Source organism: Arthrobacter sp. SD1074B (assembly GCF_056780195.1).
The window spans coordinates 1,138,837-1,156,425 of the sequence record NZ_JBRAZT010000001.1; the positions used below are offsets into that span (position 1 = coordinate 1,138,837).

General features: G+C 69.5%; 10 protein-coding genes. 6 read left to right on the top strand and 4 right to left on the bottom strand.

Annotation, left to right across the window (positions count from 1 at the left end; translation table 11 throughout):
* Window positions 1–8: 8 nt before the first annotated feature.
* The 5 genes from ACUYM2_RS05415 (at window position 9) to sufU (ending at window position 10,860) form a co-directional block, all read left to right on the top strand.
* Complete coding sequence (locus ACUYM2_RS05415; RefSeq protein WP_481599143.1) at window positions 9–2,693, top strand: helix-turn-helix transcriptional regulator; 2,685 nt, start codon at window positions 9–11, stop codon at window positions 2,691–2,693.
* 224 nt (window positions 2,694–2,917) lie between these two features.
* Window positions 2,918–5,653, top strand: a complete 2,736-nt coding sequence (locus tag ACUYM2_RS05420; protein WP_481599144.1) for a helix-turn-helix transcriptional regulator — start codon at window positions 2,918–2,920, stop codon at window positions 5,651–5,653.
* Between the two features lie 60 nt (window positions 5,654–5,713).
* Window positions 5,714–8,356: a helix-turn-helix transcriptional regulator gene (locus ACUYM2_RS05425; protein ID WP_481599145.1), complete on the top strand. Its 2,643-nt coding sequence runs from the start codon at window positions 5,714–5,716 to the stop codon at window positions 8,354–8,356.
* Window positions 8,357–9,060: 704 nt separating this feature from the next.
* Complete coding sequence (locus tag ACUYM2_RS05430) at window positions 9,061–10,374, top strand: SufS family cysteine desulfurase (protein ID WP_481601413.1); 1,314 nt, start codon at window positions 9,061–9,063, stop codon at window positions 10,372–10,374.
* A 12-nt stretch (window positions 10,375–10,386) separates the two neighbouring features.
* The gene (sufU, locus tag ACUYM2_RS05435; RefSeq protein WP_481599146.1) at window positions 10,387–10,860 is read left to right on the top strand and encodes a Fe-S cluster assembly sulfur transfer protein SufU; all 474 of its coding nucleotides are present in this window, start codon (window positions 10,387–10,389) and stop codon (window positions 10,858–10,860) included.
* Between the two features lie 22 nt (window positions 10,861–10,882).
* Here the strand turns inward: sufU and ACUYM2_RS05440 are convergent, their stop codons facing one another.
* From ACUYM2_RS05440 to ACUYM2_RS05455, 4 genes are all read right to left on the bottom strand, one after another.
* On the bottom strand, window positions 10,883–11,293 hold the full coding sequence (locus ACUYM2_RS05440; RefSeq protein ID WP_481599147.1) for a VanZ family protein: 411 nt from the start codon (window positions 11,291–11,293) through the stop codon (window positions 10,883–10,885).
* A gap of 155 nt (window positions 11,294–11,448) precedes the next feature.
* Entirely contained in the window at window positions 11,449–11,670 is a 222-nt protein-coding gene (locus ACUYM2_RS05445) for an SCO4848 family membrane protein (RefSeq protein WP_481599148.1), read from the bottom strand.
* Window positions 11,671–11,673: 3 nt separating this feature from the next.
* Complete coding sequence (locus tag ACUYM2_RS05450) at window positions 11,674–12,171, bottom strand: DUF2505 domain-containing protein (RefSeq protein ID WP_481599149.1); 498 nt, start codon at window positions 12,169–12,171, stop codon at window positions 11,674–11,676.
* Between the two features lie 49 nt (window positions 12,172–12,220).
* Entirely contained in the window at window positions 12,221–13,732 is a 1,512-nt protein-coding gene (locus ACUYM2_RS05455) for an SDR family oxidoreductase (protein WP_481599150.1), read from the bottom strand.
* A 221-nt stretch (window positions 13,733–13,953) separates the two neighbouring features.
* Here ACUYM2_RS05455 and mfd point away from each other — a divergent pair, with 221 nt between their 5' ends.
* Window positions 13,954–17,586: a transcription-repair coupling factor gene (gene mfd / locus ACUYM2_RS05460; protein WP_481599151.1), complete on the top strand. Its 3,633-nt coding sequence runs from the start codon at window positions 13,954–13,956 to the stop codon at window positions 17,584–17,586.
* Window positions 17,587–17,589: the final 3 nt, after the last annotated feature.

Sequence of the window (17,589 nt, forward strand, 5' to 3'; positions counted from 1 at the left end):
TCCGCGCGGTGGCCCCCGCCGATGAGGAGCACCGCGCCCTGACCGGCCGCACCGAGGACGTCAGTTCGGCGGTGGAGGCCCTCCAGGGAGGCACCCACGTCGCCGTCTTACTGCTCGGTGACCACGGGATCGGCAAGTCGACACTGATGGAGGCTGTCGCCGCGGAGCTCCACGGCCAGGTGACGCCGGTGCGCCTGCACGGCAGCCCGGCCCTGAGCAACGTGCCGTACGGCGTGCTGGCACCGTTCATCGTGGACCTGCCGGTGGAGGACGCGACCTCCCAGCTGGCGGTGCTGCGGATCTTCTGGAGCTACCTCGAAGGTGAGAGGCGGGCGACCCAGAAGCCGCTCCTGCTGATCGTCGACGACGCCCAGGACCTGGACGACGCGACGGCCGGTGTCCTCGTGGAACTCGCCGCCGCGGGCTGGGCCAAACTGCTCGTCAGTGCGGCGGCCCGGCCCGGCCTGCCGGAGCCGCTCCTGCAACTCTGGTTCGAGGGGATTGCCGAAAGGCACGACCTGCGCCCGCTCACCAAGGAACAAACGACCGAACTGCTGGCACTCGAGCTGGGACCCCAGGTCCTGCCGACCGTCGCCGAGGTCCTCTGGGAAGCCTCCGCCGGGAACCCGCTGCTGCTCAACTGCCTGGTCGACGACGCGAAAAGTGACGGAACGCTGCTGCAGCGCAACGGGGTGTGGCTGCTCACCCGGCAACTGAACAGCCACGGCGAACGGCTGACCGACGTCGTCCGCCGGCAACTGCTCCGGCGCTCGGCACAGGAACGAAAGGCGCTAAACCTCGTGGCGCTGGCCGAACCGGTGTCCAGACGCCTGATTGAGGCCATGGTGGACGAAGCCACCGTTTCCGGGCTGATTGAACAGGAACTCATCCGGGTCTCCGACGCACCCGAACCCGATCTGCGGCTGTGGCATTCCGTGTACGGCGACACCCTCCGGAACCTGATTTCCCCTGCCCGCAGCCTCCAGCTCCGGCAAAGCCTGCTGCGGCTGATGGACCGGGAGCCGGCCTCGGCCGAGGGGCTCCTGCGCCACGTGAGCTGGTCCATGGAATGTGGAGTCGAGGTTGAGGACCGGCAGCTGCTCCGGGCCGCGGTGCTGGCCAGCCGGCTCTTCGAAGACGACCTGGCCCGCAAGGCCGCTTCCCAGGTCAAGGATCCGGAGCTGCAGATCGCGGCGCGTGCGGTGATAGCGCGGACGTACTACAACACCTCGAACCATGCGGCCGCGCGGGACATCCTGGAGGCGGATTTCGCCCAGGGACGGACGGTCTCCGGCCTGCTCACCGGGTCCCTGCTGTGGGCTGCGGTCCTGTCCGCGCTGGGCCACTCACCGGACGAGATCATGCAGCGGGCTGCCGAACTGCTGCGCGCCGGTGAGCGTTTGGCCGGGGAGAACCCCGGTGACGCCGAAGGAATCCTTGCCGCCACGAGGGACCGGGTGCGGACCATCCGCAGCATGGTCCTGGCACTCGCCGGCGGCGCCGGCGGGGCCGCTGACGGCGACGGCGTTGCCAGCGAGGAGGATGACCGGCCGGCCAACACCCTTGAAAAGGCCTTCCGGCTGGCCCTTGAAGCGGAGCAGCTGCTGGTTCAGGGCAAACCGGACAGCGCCTCCGCAGCGGCCGCCGCAGCCCTTGACTTGGCCGGAGCCGAACACGACGAGCTGTACTTTGTCTCGGACTTCCTGGCCGTCCGTGCCGTCACCGCGCTGATCCACGGCGGTGACTGGAGCACGGCAGAAACCACGCTGGGCGGGTTCGTGGCGGCATTCGGCCCAAGCCTGATCTCCTTCGGCGGCGGGGTCCACGCGGCCACCGGCATCATTCTGCTGTACCAGGGCAGGGCTGCCGAGGCCAAAAGGACGCTGCGCGCGGCGCTTGAAGCGCTGCGGGTCGCCGACCCCCAGCAGCTGTTTTCGCTGACGGCGGCGATGGCTTTTGCCGCCGCCGCCGATGCCGGCGCCAGGGAGAAAGCCGCGGAGTTCTTGTCGGACTACGAATCGGCCCGGCCGGCGGTTTCCCGATACTTGCGCACGCTCGCCGAGATGGCGGTGGTGTACGGCAAGGCCCGGCTGGACGGCCACGGCAGTGCGTCCAAAGAGCTCGAGCAGCTGGGACGGCCCGACGTCGGCCGGAACACAGCCGGGCTGGAGTTCGACGCGCTCTGCTTCAGGCTGGCCCTCGGCGACCACGACGCAGCCGGAAGGCTGCGCGAACTCAGTCCGGTGCTGGAGGGCCGACGGGCGGCGGCCGTCTGCGGCTACGCCGCCGCACTGGAGACGGGGCAGCCCGCCGAACTGAACGACGCAGCCAAGGGCTGCGAGGCGGCCGAGCTCTGGGGCTTCGCGGCGCTGGCTTACGACTCCGCTGCCAGCGCCTTCCGCGCGGCCGGCGACACGTTGCGGGAACGCGTGGCACTGTCGCAGCGGCAGCGCTGCCGTGACCGTGCCGAGAGCCTCCCCGGCCAGGAACCGGCGGCCCAGGATGACAGCCTCGGACTGCTGACCCGCCGGGAACGTGACATCGTGGCGCTGGCCCTGCGCGGGCTGAGCGACCGCCAGATCGCTGCCGAGCTGCAGGTCTCGGTCCGGACGGTAGAGGGCCACCTTTACCGCAGCTACGCCAAGCTGAACATCAAGGGACGCGATGAGCTCCGAAACGTGGCCGCGGAGTAGGTAGTTCCCGTAGCGCCACAGCGAAACACCCCGGCGGCACTCGGAGATCCCTGGCGACTACTTGGTTTGCCACCCCGGGGCCCTCGATGGTTTCCGAGTACAGCCACGTAGAGACCGGAACGATACCCGCACGTATTCGAGTACTACCTACGGATGCCGTCGCGGGGGTTAGTCCATAGCGTGGAGCTATCACTGGTCAAACATTGATTGCGAAGGTCTCTCCCATGTTTCAGCAAGAAGCCGGCGTGCCTGCTGGCAGCGGTAAAACGGACGCGATTTCACCAGCACACCGGCCGTCCCAGGGGCGGCGGGATGAACCATTCACCCGGCAGCAGACCGTTTCGGACATTGTCGAAACGCTGACCTCAGGGGCCGGCTGCGGTGTCATTCTCGTGGGCGAGCACGGGGCCGGAAAGTCCTTCATCGCCCAACGTGCCTTGGAACGGCTGGGCGACGACTACCTGGTGGTGCAGGTACGGGGCAGTTCCATTGCCTCGAAACTCCCCTACGGGGCGCTGAGCGTCCTGCTTAACGACCTTGACGCCTCCCACTTGGAGCACCCCCTCATGGTGCTGCGCGGGCTGACGCACTTGCTCCACAGCAAGGCCCAGGGACGCGCCATCGTCCTGTTTGTGGACAACGTCAACGACCTTGATGACCTGTCCTGCATGATGGTGGCCCAGCTCAGCGCGGGAGGGCACGTGACGCTGCTCGCCGCCTGCGTCGACCTCCACCATGTCGGCGGCGACATCATGGGGCTCTGGAAGGATGACCTGCTCCGCCGGGTGGACCTGGAACCCTTCGACTTCGCCGAGACAGCTGCCACGCTCAACCAGGAGTACCGCGGACACTTCTCGCATGCGGCTGTCCGGGCGCTCTGGAGTGCCAGCGGCGGTAACGCCCTCTTCCTGCACTCGCTGGCGCGGGAACAGATCAAGCTCGGCACGGTGGTCCGGCAGGACGGCGCGTGGATCCTGGACGGGCGTCCCGTTGCCCTGACCGGCGAGGTGCGTGACGTCGTCAAAGCGCGGCTGAACCGGCTTAGCCCGGGCCAGCGCGACGTCTTTGAACTCCTGGCGCTCGCCGGGGCCGTTCCGCTGCAGACGCTGATGAGGATTTTCAATCCGCAGGACATGGACAACCTGCAGGAGCGCGCCCTCATCCAGGTCAGCCACGATCACCCGCCGATGGTCAGCGTCGTCAACTCGGTCACCGCGGCCATCGTGGCCAGCGTGGTCCCGCCGGGCCGCAGCGCGGAACTCCGGCGCCGGCTCACGGCCGTGCTGCCGGATACCGAGCAGACGGAACCGGGCCGGGCGACGGACATCGCCTGGGCACTGGACTGCGGGGAACGGATCAGTGCCGAAACCGCGCTGGCTGCCGCGCATCTGGCGAACGATGCCTCAGATCCCACCTCGGCGTTGAGGTTCATCCACGAAATCGACGGCTGCGCGGCACTCGCCGGAGCGGCCGTCGAAACGGTGCGGGCCCATCTCGCCATCAACAACAAGGAGTCCGCGCGGCGCATCCTCCAGGGCCTGGACGGGACCGCCGTTGGGGATTATCCGCTGGCCGAGTGGGTCACCCTGCAGCTGCTCCGGGTTGAAATGGACCACCGCAGCCCGGCCACCGCAGCCCAGGCCCGGACCCGGCTGGAGTTCGTCCGGGAGCGCCTCGCCGCACAGCCTGCGGACGACTCGGCCGCGGTGGAACAGGCCCTCGGACAGGTGCGCTTGGCCGAGATCAAACTGGCGGCCTTCGAAGGCCGCTATGGCGAGGTTTCCGCATTGAGGGCCGATCTTGAGCCCGACCTGGACACCGAAACCGGGATCCTCACCGCGAGCCTGCTCTGCGAGACCATGGCGGTCGGCGGAAATGTCCTCGGCGCCATGGCGCTGGGCAAGCAGATCATCGCCGCGGCCGCGGCCGTCCCGCTGGCCGACCGCACCGTGCGCGACATCAGGGGCCGCTTCCTGCTCCTCCTGCTGCTTTCCGCGAAGTTCCGGGAGGCGTCCGCCTTCATTGCGGCCGCGTCCGGCACCGCCGAGCCGCCGGCCCGGCTTGGCGGGATGTTCGAAATCGGGCAGGGTGTCATTGACCTCCATGCCGGGCACCTGGACAGCGCTGTTCCGTTGCTGGAGGCAGGGATGTGGCAGCTCCGGGGCCACGACCCCGAGGGCCTGGCGGGCCTGGCCACGGCCGCGTGTGCCTACGCCGCCGGGCTGGCCGGCGATGAGGAAAAAGCCAGCCTGCTGCTCGCCGAAGTAGCGCAGCCGCAGCGCCATAGCTCCTGGCTGGTGGACCGGGTGACACGTTACTTTGAGCTTTGTGCGCTGGCCGAACTCGGCCAGCGCGCTGCTGCCATCCGCACCCTCGCCGCCGAAGCGGGCAGCGAGGCGGACGCGGGCGCCCCGGCCATGGGGCTGCTCTTCCTGTCCGCGGCGGCCCGGCTCGGGGACCGCCAGCTGTGCCAGAAGCTTGCCGGCCTCGCCGCCCAGGTCACCGGGCAGTTCGCCCAGCTGTGCCTGCGGCTGGCGGACGGGGTAAGGGACGGCGCCAGCGAGCAGCTGCTGGCCGTTGCCAAGGACGCCGACGCCGCCGGGAACGCTGTTTTTGCCCGCGACGTCGCCCGCCGGGCGGTTTACTGCGCCAACGAAGCCGGTAACCGGATCGCGCTCCGCATCTCGCAGCGAACCGAACAGTCCCTCGACGACAGGTTCGGAAGCCCGGGAAACGGCCTGCATTCGCTGACCACTTCCACCCTGACCGCGCGCGAATGCGAAGTGGCTGTCCGGGCCGCGGCCGGAACCTCCAACCGCAAGATCGCTGAACAGATGCACGTCTCGGTCCGCACGGTGGAAGGCCACCTGTACCAGGTCTACTCAAAACTCCACGTCGCGAGCCGGTCGGAGCTCAAAGATGTCATCTCGGCACCCGCGGCGAGCGCCCGCATCGGCTGACCGGGAAAGCGACAGACCCGGTGTGCCGGATGGGGCCGCCGCCGGCGGGAGGAGCCCTGCGTGGAAAGCCTGATTGATGCCGCCGCACTGATCGGCCGATCCGGCGTCGTCAAGGATGTGGTCCACTGCCTGCGTGACGAAGGCAGGGCCGGCGCACTGATCATCGGCGGCGCGGGGTCGGGAAAAACGGTCGTCGTCAAAGCCGCGCTGGCGGAGCTTCGACCGCCGGGAACCGTGATCCGGCTCGCGGCGACTCCGGCGCTCGCGTCGGTCCGGTTCGGGGCGCTCACACCGTACCTGGCGAGCCTTCCGGACCACGACCTCGATTCCTATGCGGCCGTACTTGGAGCGGTGACCACTAGCCTCAGGTCGGAGCCTGCCCTTGCCTTGTTCGTGATCGACGACGCGCAAAACCTGGACCGGGGGACCATCCAACTGATTGCCCAGGCGGTGGCTACCGGCGCGGCGCGCCTGCTCGCCGCCTCCCGGCCCGGTCCGCTGGTCCCGGAGGAGTTCCTTGCCCTGTGGGGCGATGGCCTCATCTCGAAATTCGACCTGGCACCGCTGAGCCGGGCCGAGGTGCACCAGCTTTGCGAACAGGTGCTGCGGTCCGATGTATCCCCGTGGGTGAGCGAATTGTTCGCGAAGATGACCGCGGGCAATCCGTTTATGCTGATGTCCCTGATCGAGCACGCCCGGACCACCGGCGCCATCGGACAGCGCCGCGGAACCTGGTTCCTGCTGGCTCCGCCGGAGCTCGGCGAGGTTCCGGCCGCAGACCTGGTGGACCACCAGGTCCGCGCCATGGCACCGGAGGAAAAAACTACCGCCGCCGTGGTTGCCCTGGCCGGGCCGCTGTCGCTGGGGCAGATACTCAGGTTCAGCAGCCCTAAGGCCGTCGACGCCCTCGAAATGGCCGGGATCATCACCGTCTCCAGGGACCTGGACCGCATCGTCCGGCCCGCCAGCCCGCTGATTGGCGAGATCATCCGACGCCGGGTCCCGGCGGGGCGCAGCGCGAGCCTCAGGGCGAGCCTGCTGGCCCTTCCCCGGGCAGGTGCGGTGCTCCCGGAGGCCTTCCTGAACCAGCTTCGCTGGTCGCTGGATTCCGGCGCGGAGCCGGCAGCCCCGGAGCTGCTGGAGGCAGCTAACCAGGCCAACGTGCACCTGGACGCCGCGACCGCACTCCGCGCCGCGGCTGCCGTGGGGGAGGGGCCGTTCCTGTCGGAGGCCAGAATCCAACTGGCTTACGCCCATTACATCCTGGGGCGTCGGGAAGACGCGGCGGCCGACCTGGAGGCTGCGCAGCCGATACGCTTTGGCCGCGGGTCATATCTTGCCGCACTCCTGGCCGCCCGGCTCACGCCCCTGGCCGCTGGCGTCGAGGTGCCGCGCGCTCCGGGCACCGGCGAACCGGCCCGCGGCGGCGCTGATCGGCAGGCAGGGGCGGAAGTAACCGTTGGCCTCGCCTCCGCCCTCCTGTTGGAGGGCTGGGAGGGCCGGCTGGCCGAGCTGGAGGGCAGGCTCCAGCAGCTCGTTACCGCCGCCGAAAGCGAGCCGGACATCAGGATCCCGGCGGTGTCCCGACTTGCCGCCATCTGGAACGCCCAGGGAAGGGTGCTGGCAGGACTCGGTCTCAGCCGGGAGGCATGGCGCGGGCTGCATGAGGACGGACTGGCACTTCCGCTCGTCTACGAGGACGTGCTGGCCCGGTACTGCCTGAGCCTGATCCGGGCCGGAGAATGGGAAGAGCTCGCGTCGGTCCTGGACGACTATTCCTCGAAGTTGCCATCGCGGCTGCTGTACAGCGGTGGACTGCTGCATGTGATGCGCGGCTACTCGAGGCTGCGGCAGGGGCGGGTCCCGGAAAGTTTGGCGGAGCTGCTGCTCGGCGTCGAAGAACTTCTGATCGCCGATCCTTGGCAACTGGCCGCCTTCGCCCGCGCGGTCACGGCGTACGCCGCCTCCGCCGTCGGGCATTCAGGTGATGCGGCGGAGCAGGCACAAGCCTTCCGCAGGGCCGACTACCGGGCCCCGGAGACACTTCGGCTCCTCGCAGAGGCCTACTGCACCGCCGCCGAACAGGGCTCCGGCAGGGACACCGACGACGCGCGGCGTGAGCTGGCCCGGCTCGCGGACGAGGCGCAGCGCCAGGGGCTGACGGCCATTGAAACCGACATCCGCCGGATCGCCCTACGCGGCGGGGACACTGCGGCTGCCGCGGGGCTGGCGGCCAGCGCCAGCGCCGTCGACGTGCCGGAGGGGCCTCTGCTGGGGGCCTACGCGCTCGCCGTCACTGCCGCCGATTCGAGCGGACTCATGGCACTCAGCGACCAGGCCGCGAGCGCCGGGCACCTGCTATTAGCGCTCGAGGCCGCCCAGCAGGCCGAACGGCTGCTGGAAAACGACCCGGAAAAGTGGAAGCTTACCGCCGTGCAGCGCAAGGTGCACCACCGGATGGTTGCAGCGGGCATGTCCGGCCATTTGAACATTGTCCACGGCGAACGTCATGCCGCTCTCACCCCCCGGGAGTCCGAGATCGTCAAGCTGGTGGCGGGCGGTGACACGAACGCGGAAATCGCCGCCAAGCTCACCGTTTCACAGCGGACCGTTGAGGGGCACCTGTACCGGATTTTCGGAAAGCTCGGCATCAGCCGGCGCGGCGAACTCCTGGAGATCCAGAAGAATCTCCAGACACCGTGATGCATGGACCTGCGTATCCCGAGCAGTACTCGGACGCCGCGCGAGTATGCCCAAGTAGTGCAGCCCCGCTGGTGCTGCAGAAGTGGGGTAAACCCTACTCGTGTGCAGACCCGGCCCCCACGATTGACTTGAGTCAGTCCCGGGAACGAATCAGCAAGAAGTGAACCCCGGATCAAAACCCAGTTACAGAACCCTGGAACTGAAAACAGAGTAACCAAGGGCAGGAACCGACTGCGGGCAAACCGCAGCAGCCAGGGGACACCATGGCCGCGTCGACACCTCCCACCCCGACTTCCTTCATTGGAAACCGTACGGTGCCCTCACCGGCAGCCGTACCCCAAAGACGGAGCCGGCGGCGTCAGAGCCTTCTGAGACCGAGGCTCTCCCCCCAGCCGCCGCCGGCTCCCTTAAACGGTCTGCACCACTGAGAGATGTGGAACTGCAGGAGCCCGGAGTGAACACCGGACCGGCGCGCCAGAAGAGGCAGCAAGAGGCAGTCGCTTGAATCGACGCCCCGCCCGGGTCAGACGGCCCGCCGGCGGGGCGTTTCGGCGTCCCGGGTCCTGGTGCCCGGGACATGAGCAGGGGCCCGCCACCCGGTGCCGTCGGAACGTGGGACAATTAGGTCTAATCCGTGTGACGTAATAGGAGCCCGCCCGGCGGACCTCCGCTCTACGCCGCAGCGAAGACCGACCCAGGAGTTCCTGCCCATGGTTGCCACACCAGCCCACCTCCTCCGCTCCGCCACGGCGCTGGGCAATGAAGAGGTCATGAGGATCCGCAACGACTTCCCCATCCTGCACCGGCCCGTCAACGGGCACCCGCTGGTCTACCTGGACTCCGGGGCCACCTCGCAGAACCCGCTCAGCGTGCTGGAAGCCGAGCAGGAGTTTTACGAGCAGCGGAACTCGGCGGTGCACCGCGGCGCGCACTACCTCGCGGTGGAAGCCACCGAAGCGTTCGAGGACGCGCGCGAAACCGTGGCGGCCTTCATCGGCGCGGAGGCGGATGAACTGATCTGGACCTCCAACGCCACCGAGGGCCTGAACCTGCTCAGCTACTCGTTCTTGAACGCCTCCCTGCCCGGCGCCCCGGCCGAGGCCGCCCGCTTCGCGCTCGCCGCCGGCGACGAGATCGTGGTCACCGAGATGGAGCACCACGCCAACCTGATTCCCTGGCAGCAGTTGGCGGAACGGACCGGCGCCACCCTGAAGTTCATCCCGGTCGACGACGCCGGGGCCCTGGACCTCGACGCCGCAGCCCGCCTGATCGGCGCCCGCACCCGCGTGCTGGCCTTCACCCACGCCTCCAACGTCCTGGGAACCATCAACCCGGTGGCCTCGCTGGTGGCGCTCGCCCGGGCCGCCGGTGCCCTCGTGGTGCTGGACGCCTGCCAGTCCGCCCCTCACCTCGCCCTCGACGTCAAGGCGCTCGACGTGGACTTCGCCGTCTTCTCCGGGCACAAAATGCTCGGCCCCACCGGGATCGGCGGCCTCTTCGGGCGCTCGGAACTGCTCAACGCCATGCCGCCCTTCCTGACCGGCGGTTCCATGATCACCACCGTCACCATGGAGCGCGCCGGGTTCCTGCCCAGCCCGCAGCGTTTCGAGGCCGGAACCCAGAAAATTTCGCAGGCGGTGGCCCTCGCCGCTGCCGCCAACTACCTGAGCGAAACCGGCCTTGACCGGATCCACGCCTGGGAGGCGGAACTGGGACAGCGCCTCGTGCAGGGCCTCGCCGGCATCCCCGGGATCCGCGTACTGGGACCGGCCGCCGGGCAGGAGCGGATCGGCCTGGCCGCGTTCGACGTCGCCGGGGTCCACGCGCACGACGTCGGGCAATTCCTCGACAGCCGCGGCATCGCGGTGCGGGTGGGGCACCACTGCGCCCAGCCGTTGCACCGCCGCCTCGGGATCACGGCGAGCACCCGGGCGAGCACCTACCTTTACAACACCACGGACGACGTCGACGCGTTCCTCGACGCCGTCGCCGGTGTCCGCGGATACTTCCAAGCCTGAGGACGGCACTGCATGAGCCTTGACCAGTTGTACCAACAAATCATCCTGGAGCACTCCAAAGCCCGGCACGGCAGCGGCCTCGCCGCCGCCGCCGTGCCCGAGGGGGCCAGCAGCGGCCAGTCGCACCAGCTCAACCCGGTCTGCGGCGACGAAATCACCCTCCGGGTCTCGGTGTCCGGCGGCAAGGTCAGCGAGCTGCGCTGGGACGGGGACGGCTGCTCGATTTCGATGGCATCTGCCTCCGTGCTGACAGAGCTCGCTGAAGGCCTGGACCCGGAGGAGCTGCACAGCGTGATCGACAGCTTCCGGGAGGTGCTGCGCTCGCGCGGCAAGGTGCAGGCGGACCCGGAAATCCTGGGCGACGCGGCTGCCTTTGAAGGCGTGTCCCGGTATGCCGCCCGGGTGAAGTGCGCCATGCTCTCCTGGGTGGCCGCCGAAGACGCGCTCGGCCAGGCGGTCGCCGGCCAGCAGGGCAACCCGGCCTAGCCCCGGCCCGGGAAGCGGGCCGTCAGGGCCGCCGTCGTCCCAGGAGCGCGGCGAGCAGGGTCCCCAGCAGGGCGCCAAGGGTGTTCGCCAGAATGTCGGCGGCAGTGGGGTAGCGGGCCGGCAGGAAAAGGAACTGCGCGGCTTCGATGGCGCAGGAGGTCAGCAGCCCGGCCGCCGTCCCCAGCCACCAGAAGCCCCGGCCCGCGAGCCGGGTCACGAGGACGCCCAGCGGGACGAAGAGCAGCACGTTGGCGGCGGACTCGGCGAAGCCGTAGTCGACCCAGCCCGGGACGCCGCTGTGGTGCAGCCAGCGGAGCGTCGACCGCAGCAGCCCGGCCACGGGCCGGTCCACCGGCTGCGGCCAGAGCGCCACCGCGGCGAGCACGCCGAGGTAGGCCAGGAGTGCCCAGAGGGCCACACGGTGGGGCCGCACTGGCATCTTCCCTTCGGCAGCGGACTGGCAATGGCCTGATTCTAGCCCCCGGTGCCGCCGCCGGGTTAACCCAAGCTGGCTCGCAGTTGTTGCCGTTTTGAGCGCTCAATACGGCAACAACTGCGAGCCAGTTGGGCAGGGGGAAAGGCCCCGGCCTAGGAGAACAGGCCCGCAATCCCGATCGCCGCCGTCGCCGCGCCGAGCAGCATCGAGATGCTGACCAGCACGACGTGCACGGTGAGGAAGCGGGTGGCCTTGCCGCCGGCGTCGCGTGCCCGCGGGTCCTTCAAGACCCGGCGCAAGAACTGCGGCCAGACGGCCAGGGACCAGATGCCGGCCACCACCAGGACGACGGCGAGTGCAGCGGGAAGTTCCATCGGCTAGTGGCTCTCGAGCCAGGCCCGGGCCTGGCTGGACTGGATGTTGAGGGCCTTTCCAACCATCGGCTCGGCCGCATCGGCGATCTTGCCGCCCAGCAGCGGCACGGACGAGGTGACCGTGCCTTCCAGCTCGATCCGGGTGCTGCCGCCGTCGGCGACGAGGCGCTGCACGGCGTTGACGTCCAGCGGGGCGCCGGCGACCTTCAGCGAGATGTTGCTCTGCCGCGAACCGTCGGCCTCCGGGGCGCCCCAGCTCTCCAGCTGCGTCACCTTCAGGCTCTCGCCGACAAACTTGCGGGCCAGGTCGGGCATCCGGGTCGTGGGGATGGTGCGGACCGTCGTGGTATTGAAAGCGCCGGCGGGATCGCCGTCGACGGCAAACGATTCCAGGGTCCCGCCGACGAGTTCGCTGGTGTGGCGCAGGAAGTCCTCGTTGACGAAGACTGCCGTGACGCTCTCGACGCTGTGCGGCAGGGTGGTGGATGCACTCAGGGCCATTGGGGGGTCCTCCATGGGGTCTGGCTGGTCGTTTCGGGCTCCCAACATCCTACGCGGTTGGCCCCGTCGGTTCCGATTCGGCAGCCTCCAGCCGTTGCGCCGCGGCGGTGATATTCCGCGACATCGCCGGGAAGATCAGGCTGTGGAACGGCAGCACGGCGAGCCAGTACAGCTTCCCGCTGAGTCCCTTCGGGAAGAAGATGGCCCGCTGCCGGTAGCGGCTGCCGGTGCCCTCCGGTTCCACCGAGAGCTCCAGCCAGGCCCGGCCGGGGGCGCGCATCTCCGCGCGCAGCCGGAGCAGCCGGCCCCGGTCGATCCGCTCAACCCGCCACCAGTCGACCACCTCGCCGTCCGCCAGCAGGTGCGGATGCCGCCGGCCCCGCGCCAGCCCCGCCCCGCCGGTGAGCTTGTCCAGCCAGCCGCGCACGCTCCAGGCCAGCGGCAGCGAATACCAGCCGTTGCGGCCGCCGATGCCTTCGATGATGGTCCAGACGTGTTTCGGGTCCACCGCGCTGGAGTAGCTGCGCTCGTCGACATAGACGCGGTGCCCGGCCCAGTCCGGGTCGCTGGGCAGCGGATCGGCGTCGGCTCCGGCGTTGGCCCAGGTCGTCTCCACCTGCCCGTCCCGTTCCCTGCCCAGGGCCAGGGCGACCGCGCGCCGGTATGGGGTCAGGCCGCCGTCGGGCAGCGGGATGTAGGAGTCGACGTCATGCTCACGGGAGACGGCGTCGTGCTGCAGCGACTCCACCAGCGGCAGGGACATGGACAGCGGGATCGGGGTGGTCAACGCGACCCACATGCCCGCGAGCTTCGGCGCGGGAATGGGCAGGGCCAGCACCACCCGGTGCGGCAGCCCGGCCTCGGCCGCGTATTCCTGCATCATGCCGGCGTAGCTGAGCACCTGCCGGGAACCGATGTCGAAGGTGCGGTTGATCCTTCCCTCCAGCGACGCTGCGCCGACGAGGTAATGCAGCACGTCCCGCACGGCGATGGCCTCGATCTTGTTCCGCACCCAGCTGGGGGCGGGCATCACCGGCAGCGTCTCGGACAGGTGCCGGATCATCTCAAAGGACGCGGAGCCGGAACCGATCACGACGCCGGCCTGGAACACCACCGCGTCCACCGCGCCGTCGAGGAAGATCTTGCCGACGGCCTCACGGGAACGCATGTGGGTGGAGAGCTCGGCGCCGGAGGGGTGCAGGCCGCCAAGGTAGACGATCCGGCCGACGCCGGCCGCCGCGGCCGCCTGCGCGGCGGTCTCGGCCATCGCCTTCTCCTTGGCCTCAAACCCGGCGCCGCCAGCCATCGAGTGGACCAGGTAGTAGAACACGTCGACGCCGTCCAGCGCCTCCCGCAGCTTCGCACCGTCGTCGAGGCTGCTCTGGACCACTTCGACGTCCTCCAGCCACGGCACCCCGGCGATCTTCGCCGGCGTGCGGACCAGGACCTTCACCCGGTGCCCGGCCTCCAGCAGCCGGGGGACCAGCCGGCCGCCGATGTACCCGGTGGCGCCAGTCACCAGCACGGTTTTAGGGTTCGCAGCCTGGGGGGTGCCGTTCATGGGTGGCTCCTTCTCGTCGGGGACATCAGCCAGCGGCTATAAGCCATTCGGAGCGCGGGCCCCGCCGGACGGCAGCCGGAGCGGCCTGCGCCCGTCCTGCCAGCTTAGCCCCGGGTGCCGGGCCATCGCCGCGTCGCGGTAGGCTGGACGAACCCGGGATTCTTGCGAATTTCGGGTATTCGTGTTGCCTGCATGCCCGTGATCACGTCAGGAGTTCCGCCATGAGCCTCAACGGCCCCTCTCTCACCGGTCTGCGGCGTGTCCTCGCCGGGGACAAGACCTTCGCCCGGGTGCAGGCCGAAGCATCCCGGCCGGTCACGGCCCGCAGCGAGGACTACCAGATCAGCGCCCCGGCCGGGTTGCGCGCTGCACTGCTGGCGGAGATGGCTGACGGGCTCGCGTCGGGATCCGCGCCCGACGGCGCTGCCCCGGTGGTGCTCGCCGTCACCGCCACCGGCCGCGAAGCCGAAGACCTCGCCGCCGCGCTGGGCGCCTTCCTGCCGGCGGACACGGTGGCGGAATTCCCCAGCTGGGAGACCCTGCCGCACGAGCGGCTCTCGCCGCGCTCGGACACCGTCGGCCGCAGGCTCTCGGTGCTGCGCCGGCTCGCGCACCCCGAGGCCGGCGGCGCCCTGCGCGTCGTCGTCGCCCCGGTCCGGGCCGTGGTCCAGCCGATCGTGGCCGGGCTCGGCGAGCTGGTCCCGGTGACCCTGAAGGTCGGCCAGGACGTCCCGTTCGGCGACGTCGTGAAGAACCTCGCCGACGCCGCCTACGCCCGGGTGGACATGGTCACCCGGCGCGGCGAATTCGCGGTCCGCGGCGGCATGCTGGACGTCTTCCCGCCCACCGAGGACCACCCGATCCGGGTGGAGTTCTTCGGCGACGAGGTGGAGCAGATGCGCTGGTTCGCCGTCGCCGACCAGCGCTCGCTGACCGCGCCGGGCGTGCACCACCCCACCGAACTGCACGCCCCGCCGTGCCGCGAAATCCTGATCACGCCCTCGGTGATGTCCCGGGCCGCGACGCTGAAGGCGCAGCTGCCGGCCGCGGCGGACATGCTGGAGAAGATCGCCGGCGGCATCGCCGTCGAAGGCATGGAATCCCTGGCCCCGGTGCTGGTCGACTCCATGGTGCCGTTCCTGGACCAGTTCCCGGCGGGCTCCATCTCGGTCGTGATCGAACCGGAAAAGGTCCGCACCCGCGCCCACGACCTCGCCGCCACCAACGAGGAATTCCTTGAGGCTGCGTGGTCCACGGCGTCCGACGGCGGCGCAGCCCCGCTGGACTTGAGCTCCGCGGCCTCGGCGGCCCTGCACTCGGCGAGCTTTCGCTCGCTGGGCGAGACCCGCAGCACGGCCCTCGCGCACGGCGTGTCCTGGTGGTCCATCAGCTCGCTCGCCAGCGACGAGGAACTGCTGCCCGACGTCGACGTGCTGAACCTGCACGCCCGCGAACCGCGCGGCTACCAGGGCGACGTGGCGGAGATGATGGACTTCATCGGCTCGCACGTGCGGGAGCAGTGGCGGATTGTGGTCGCCACCGAGGGCCCCGGCCCGGCGCAGCGCCTCGCCGAGCTCTTCCACGACAACGACATCCCGTGCGCCCGGGTCGAAACCCTCGACGCCGACCCGGAACCGGGCCTGATCGAGGTGACCACGGCCGCCGTCGGCCGCGGCTTTGTGCTGGACACGCTCAAGGTGGCCTTGCTGACCGAGGCCGACCTGCTGGGCCGCACCTCCGCCGGGTCCACCAAGGACATGCGCCGGATGCCGTCCAAGCGGCGCAACGCCGTGGACCCGCTGCAACTGCTGGCCGGCGACTTCGTGGTGCACGAACAGCACGGCATCGGCCGGTTCGTGGAGCTGATCCAGCGCAAGGTCGCGGGCGGTGGAGACGGCGTGCGCGAATACCTGGTGCTCGAATACGCGCCCTCCAAGCGCGGTGCCCCGGGTGACCGGCTCTTCGTCCCCACCGACCAGCTGGACCAGGTCACCCGCTACGTCGGCGGCGACACCCCGGTGCTGAGCAAGATGGGCGGCTCGGACTGGGCCAGCACCAAGTCCAAGGCGCGCAAGGCCGTCAAGGAAATCGCCGGCGAACTGATCCGGCTGTACTCGGCCCGGATGGCCTCCCGCGGTCACGCCTTCGGCCCCGACACCCCGTGGCAGCGCGAACTCGAAGAAGCCTTCCCCTACGTGGAGACCCCGGACCAGCTGACCACCATCAACGAGGTCAAGGCGGATATGGAACGGGAGATCCCGATGGACCGCCTGGTCTCCGGCGACGTCGGCTACGGCAAGACCGAGATCGCGGTCCGGGCCGCGTTCAAGGCCGTCCAGGACGGCAAACAGGTGGCCGTACTGGTGCCCACCACGCTGCTGGCGCAGCAGCACTACGAAACCTTCACCGAACGCTTCTCCGGCTTCCCGCTGCGGGTCAAGCCGCTGTCCCGCTTCCAGGGCGCCAAAGAGGCCAAGGAGACGGCCGAGGGCGTGAAGAACGGCTCGGTGGACGTCGTCATCGGCACGCACCGGCTGCTGTCCAAGGACTTCGCCTTCAAGGACCTCGGCCTTGTGATCGTGGACGAGGAGCAGCGCTTCGGCGTCGAACACAAGGAAGCGCTGAAGAAGATGCGCACCAACGTGGATGTCCTGGCCATGAGCGCCACCCCCATCCCGCGCACCCTGGAGATGTCCCTGACCGGCATCCGCGAGACCTCCACCCTGGCCACCCCGCCGGAAGAGCGGCACCCGGTGCTGACCTATGTCGGCCCGTACACGGACAAGCAGACCTCGGCCGCGATCCGCCGCGAGCTGATGCGCGAGGGACAGGTCTTCTTCGTGCACAACCGGGTCTCCACGATCGAGCGCACCGCCGCGAAGATCCGTGAACTCGTTCCCGAGGCGCGCGTCGAGGTGGCGCACGGCAAGATGTCCGAAAGCCGGCTGGAACAGATCATCGTGGACTTCTGGGAGAAGCGCTTCGATGTGCTGGTCTGCACCACCATCATCGAGACCGGGCTGGACATCTCCAACGCCAACACCCTGATCGTGGACGGCGCGGACAAGTACGGGCTTTCCCAGCTGCACCAGCTGCGCGGGCGGGTGGGCCGCGGCCGGGAACGGGCCTACGCCTACTTCCTGTACCCCTCGGAAAAGCCCCTGGGCGAGGTGGCGCTGGAACGCCTCAAGGCCGTCGCGACGCACAACGAACTTGGTGCCGGCATGCAGCTGGCCATGAAGGACCTCGAGATCCGCGGCGCCGGCAACCTGCTCGGCGGAGAACAGTCCGGCCACATCCAGGGCGTCGGGTTCGACCTCTACATCCGGCTGGTGGGCGAGGCCGTGGCGGACTACCGCGGCGAGGCCGAGGAGAAGGCAGCGGAGATGAAGATTGAGCTGCCGGTCAACGCGCACCTCCCGCATGACTACGTGCCCGGCGAACGGCTGCGCCTGGAGGCGTATCGGAAGCTGGCCGCCGCGCTCAGCAACGAGGCGATCGACGAGGTCGAGGCGGAGCTCGTGGACCGCTACGGCGAGCTGCCGCTGCCGGCGCAGAACCTGGTCGCGGTGGCCCGCTTCCGGGTCGGCGCGCGCGAAGCCGGGCTGACCGACGTCGCCCTGCAGGGCAACTTCATCAAGTTCTCGCCCGCGCAGTTGCCGGAATCCAAGCTGATGCGGCTGGCGCGGATGTACCCGGGCTCGCAAGCGAAGCCGGCCCTGGACGCGGTGCTGATCCCCAAGCCGAAGACGGCCCGGATCGGCGGCCGCGACCTGCAGGACGCCGAGATCCTGGCCTGGGCCAACGGCGTGATCGAGGCGATCTTCTCCGACGTCCCGCTCTCGGTCGGCTAGAAC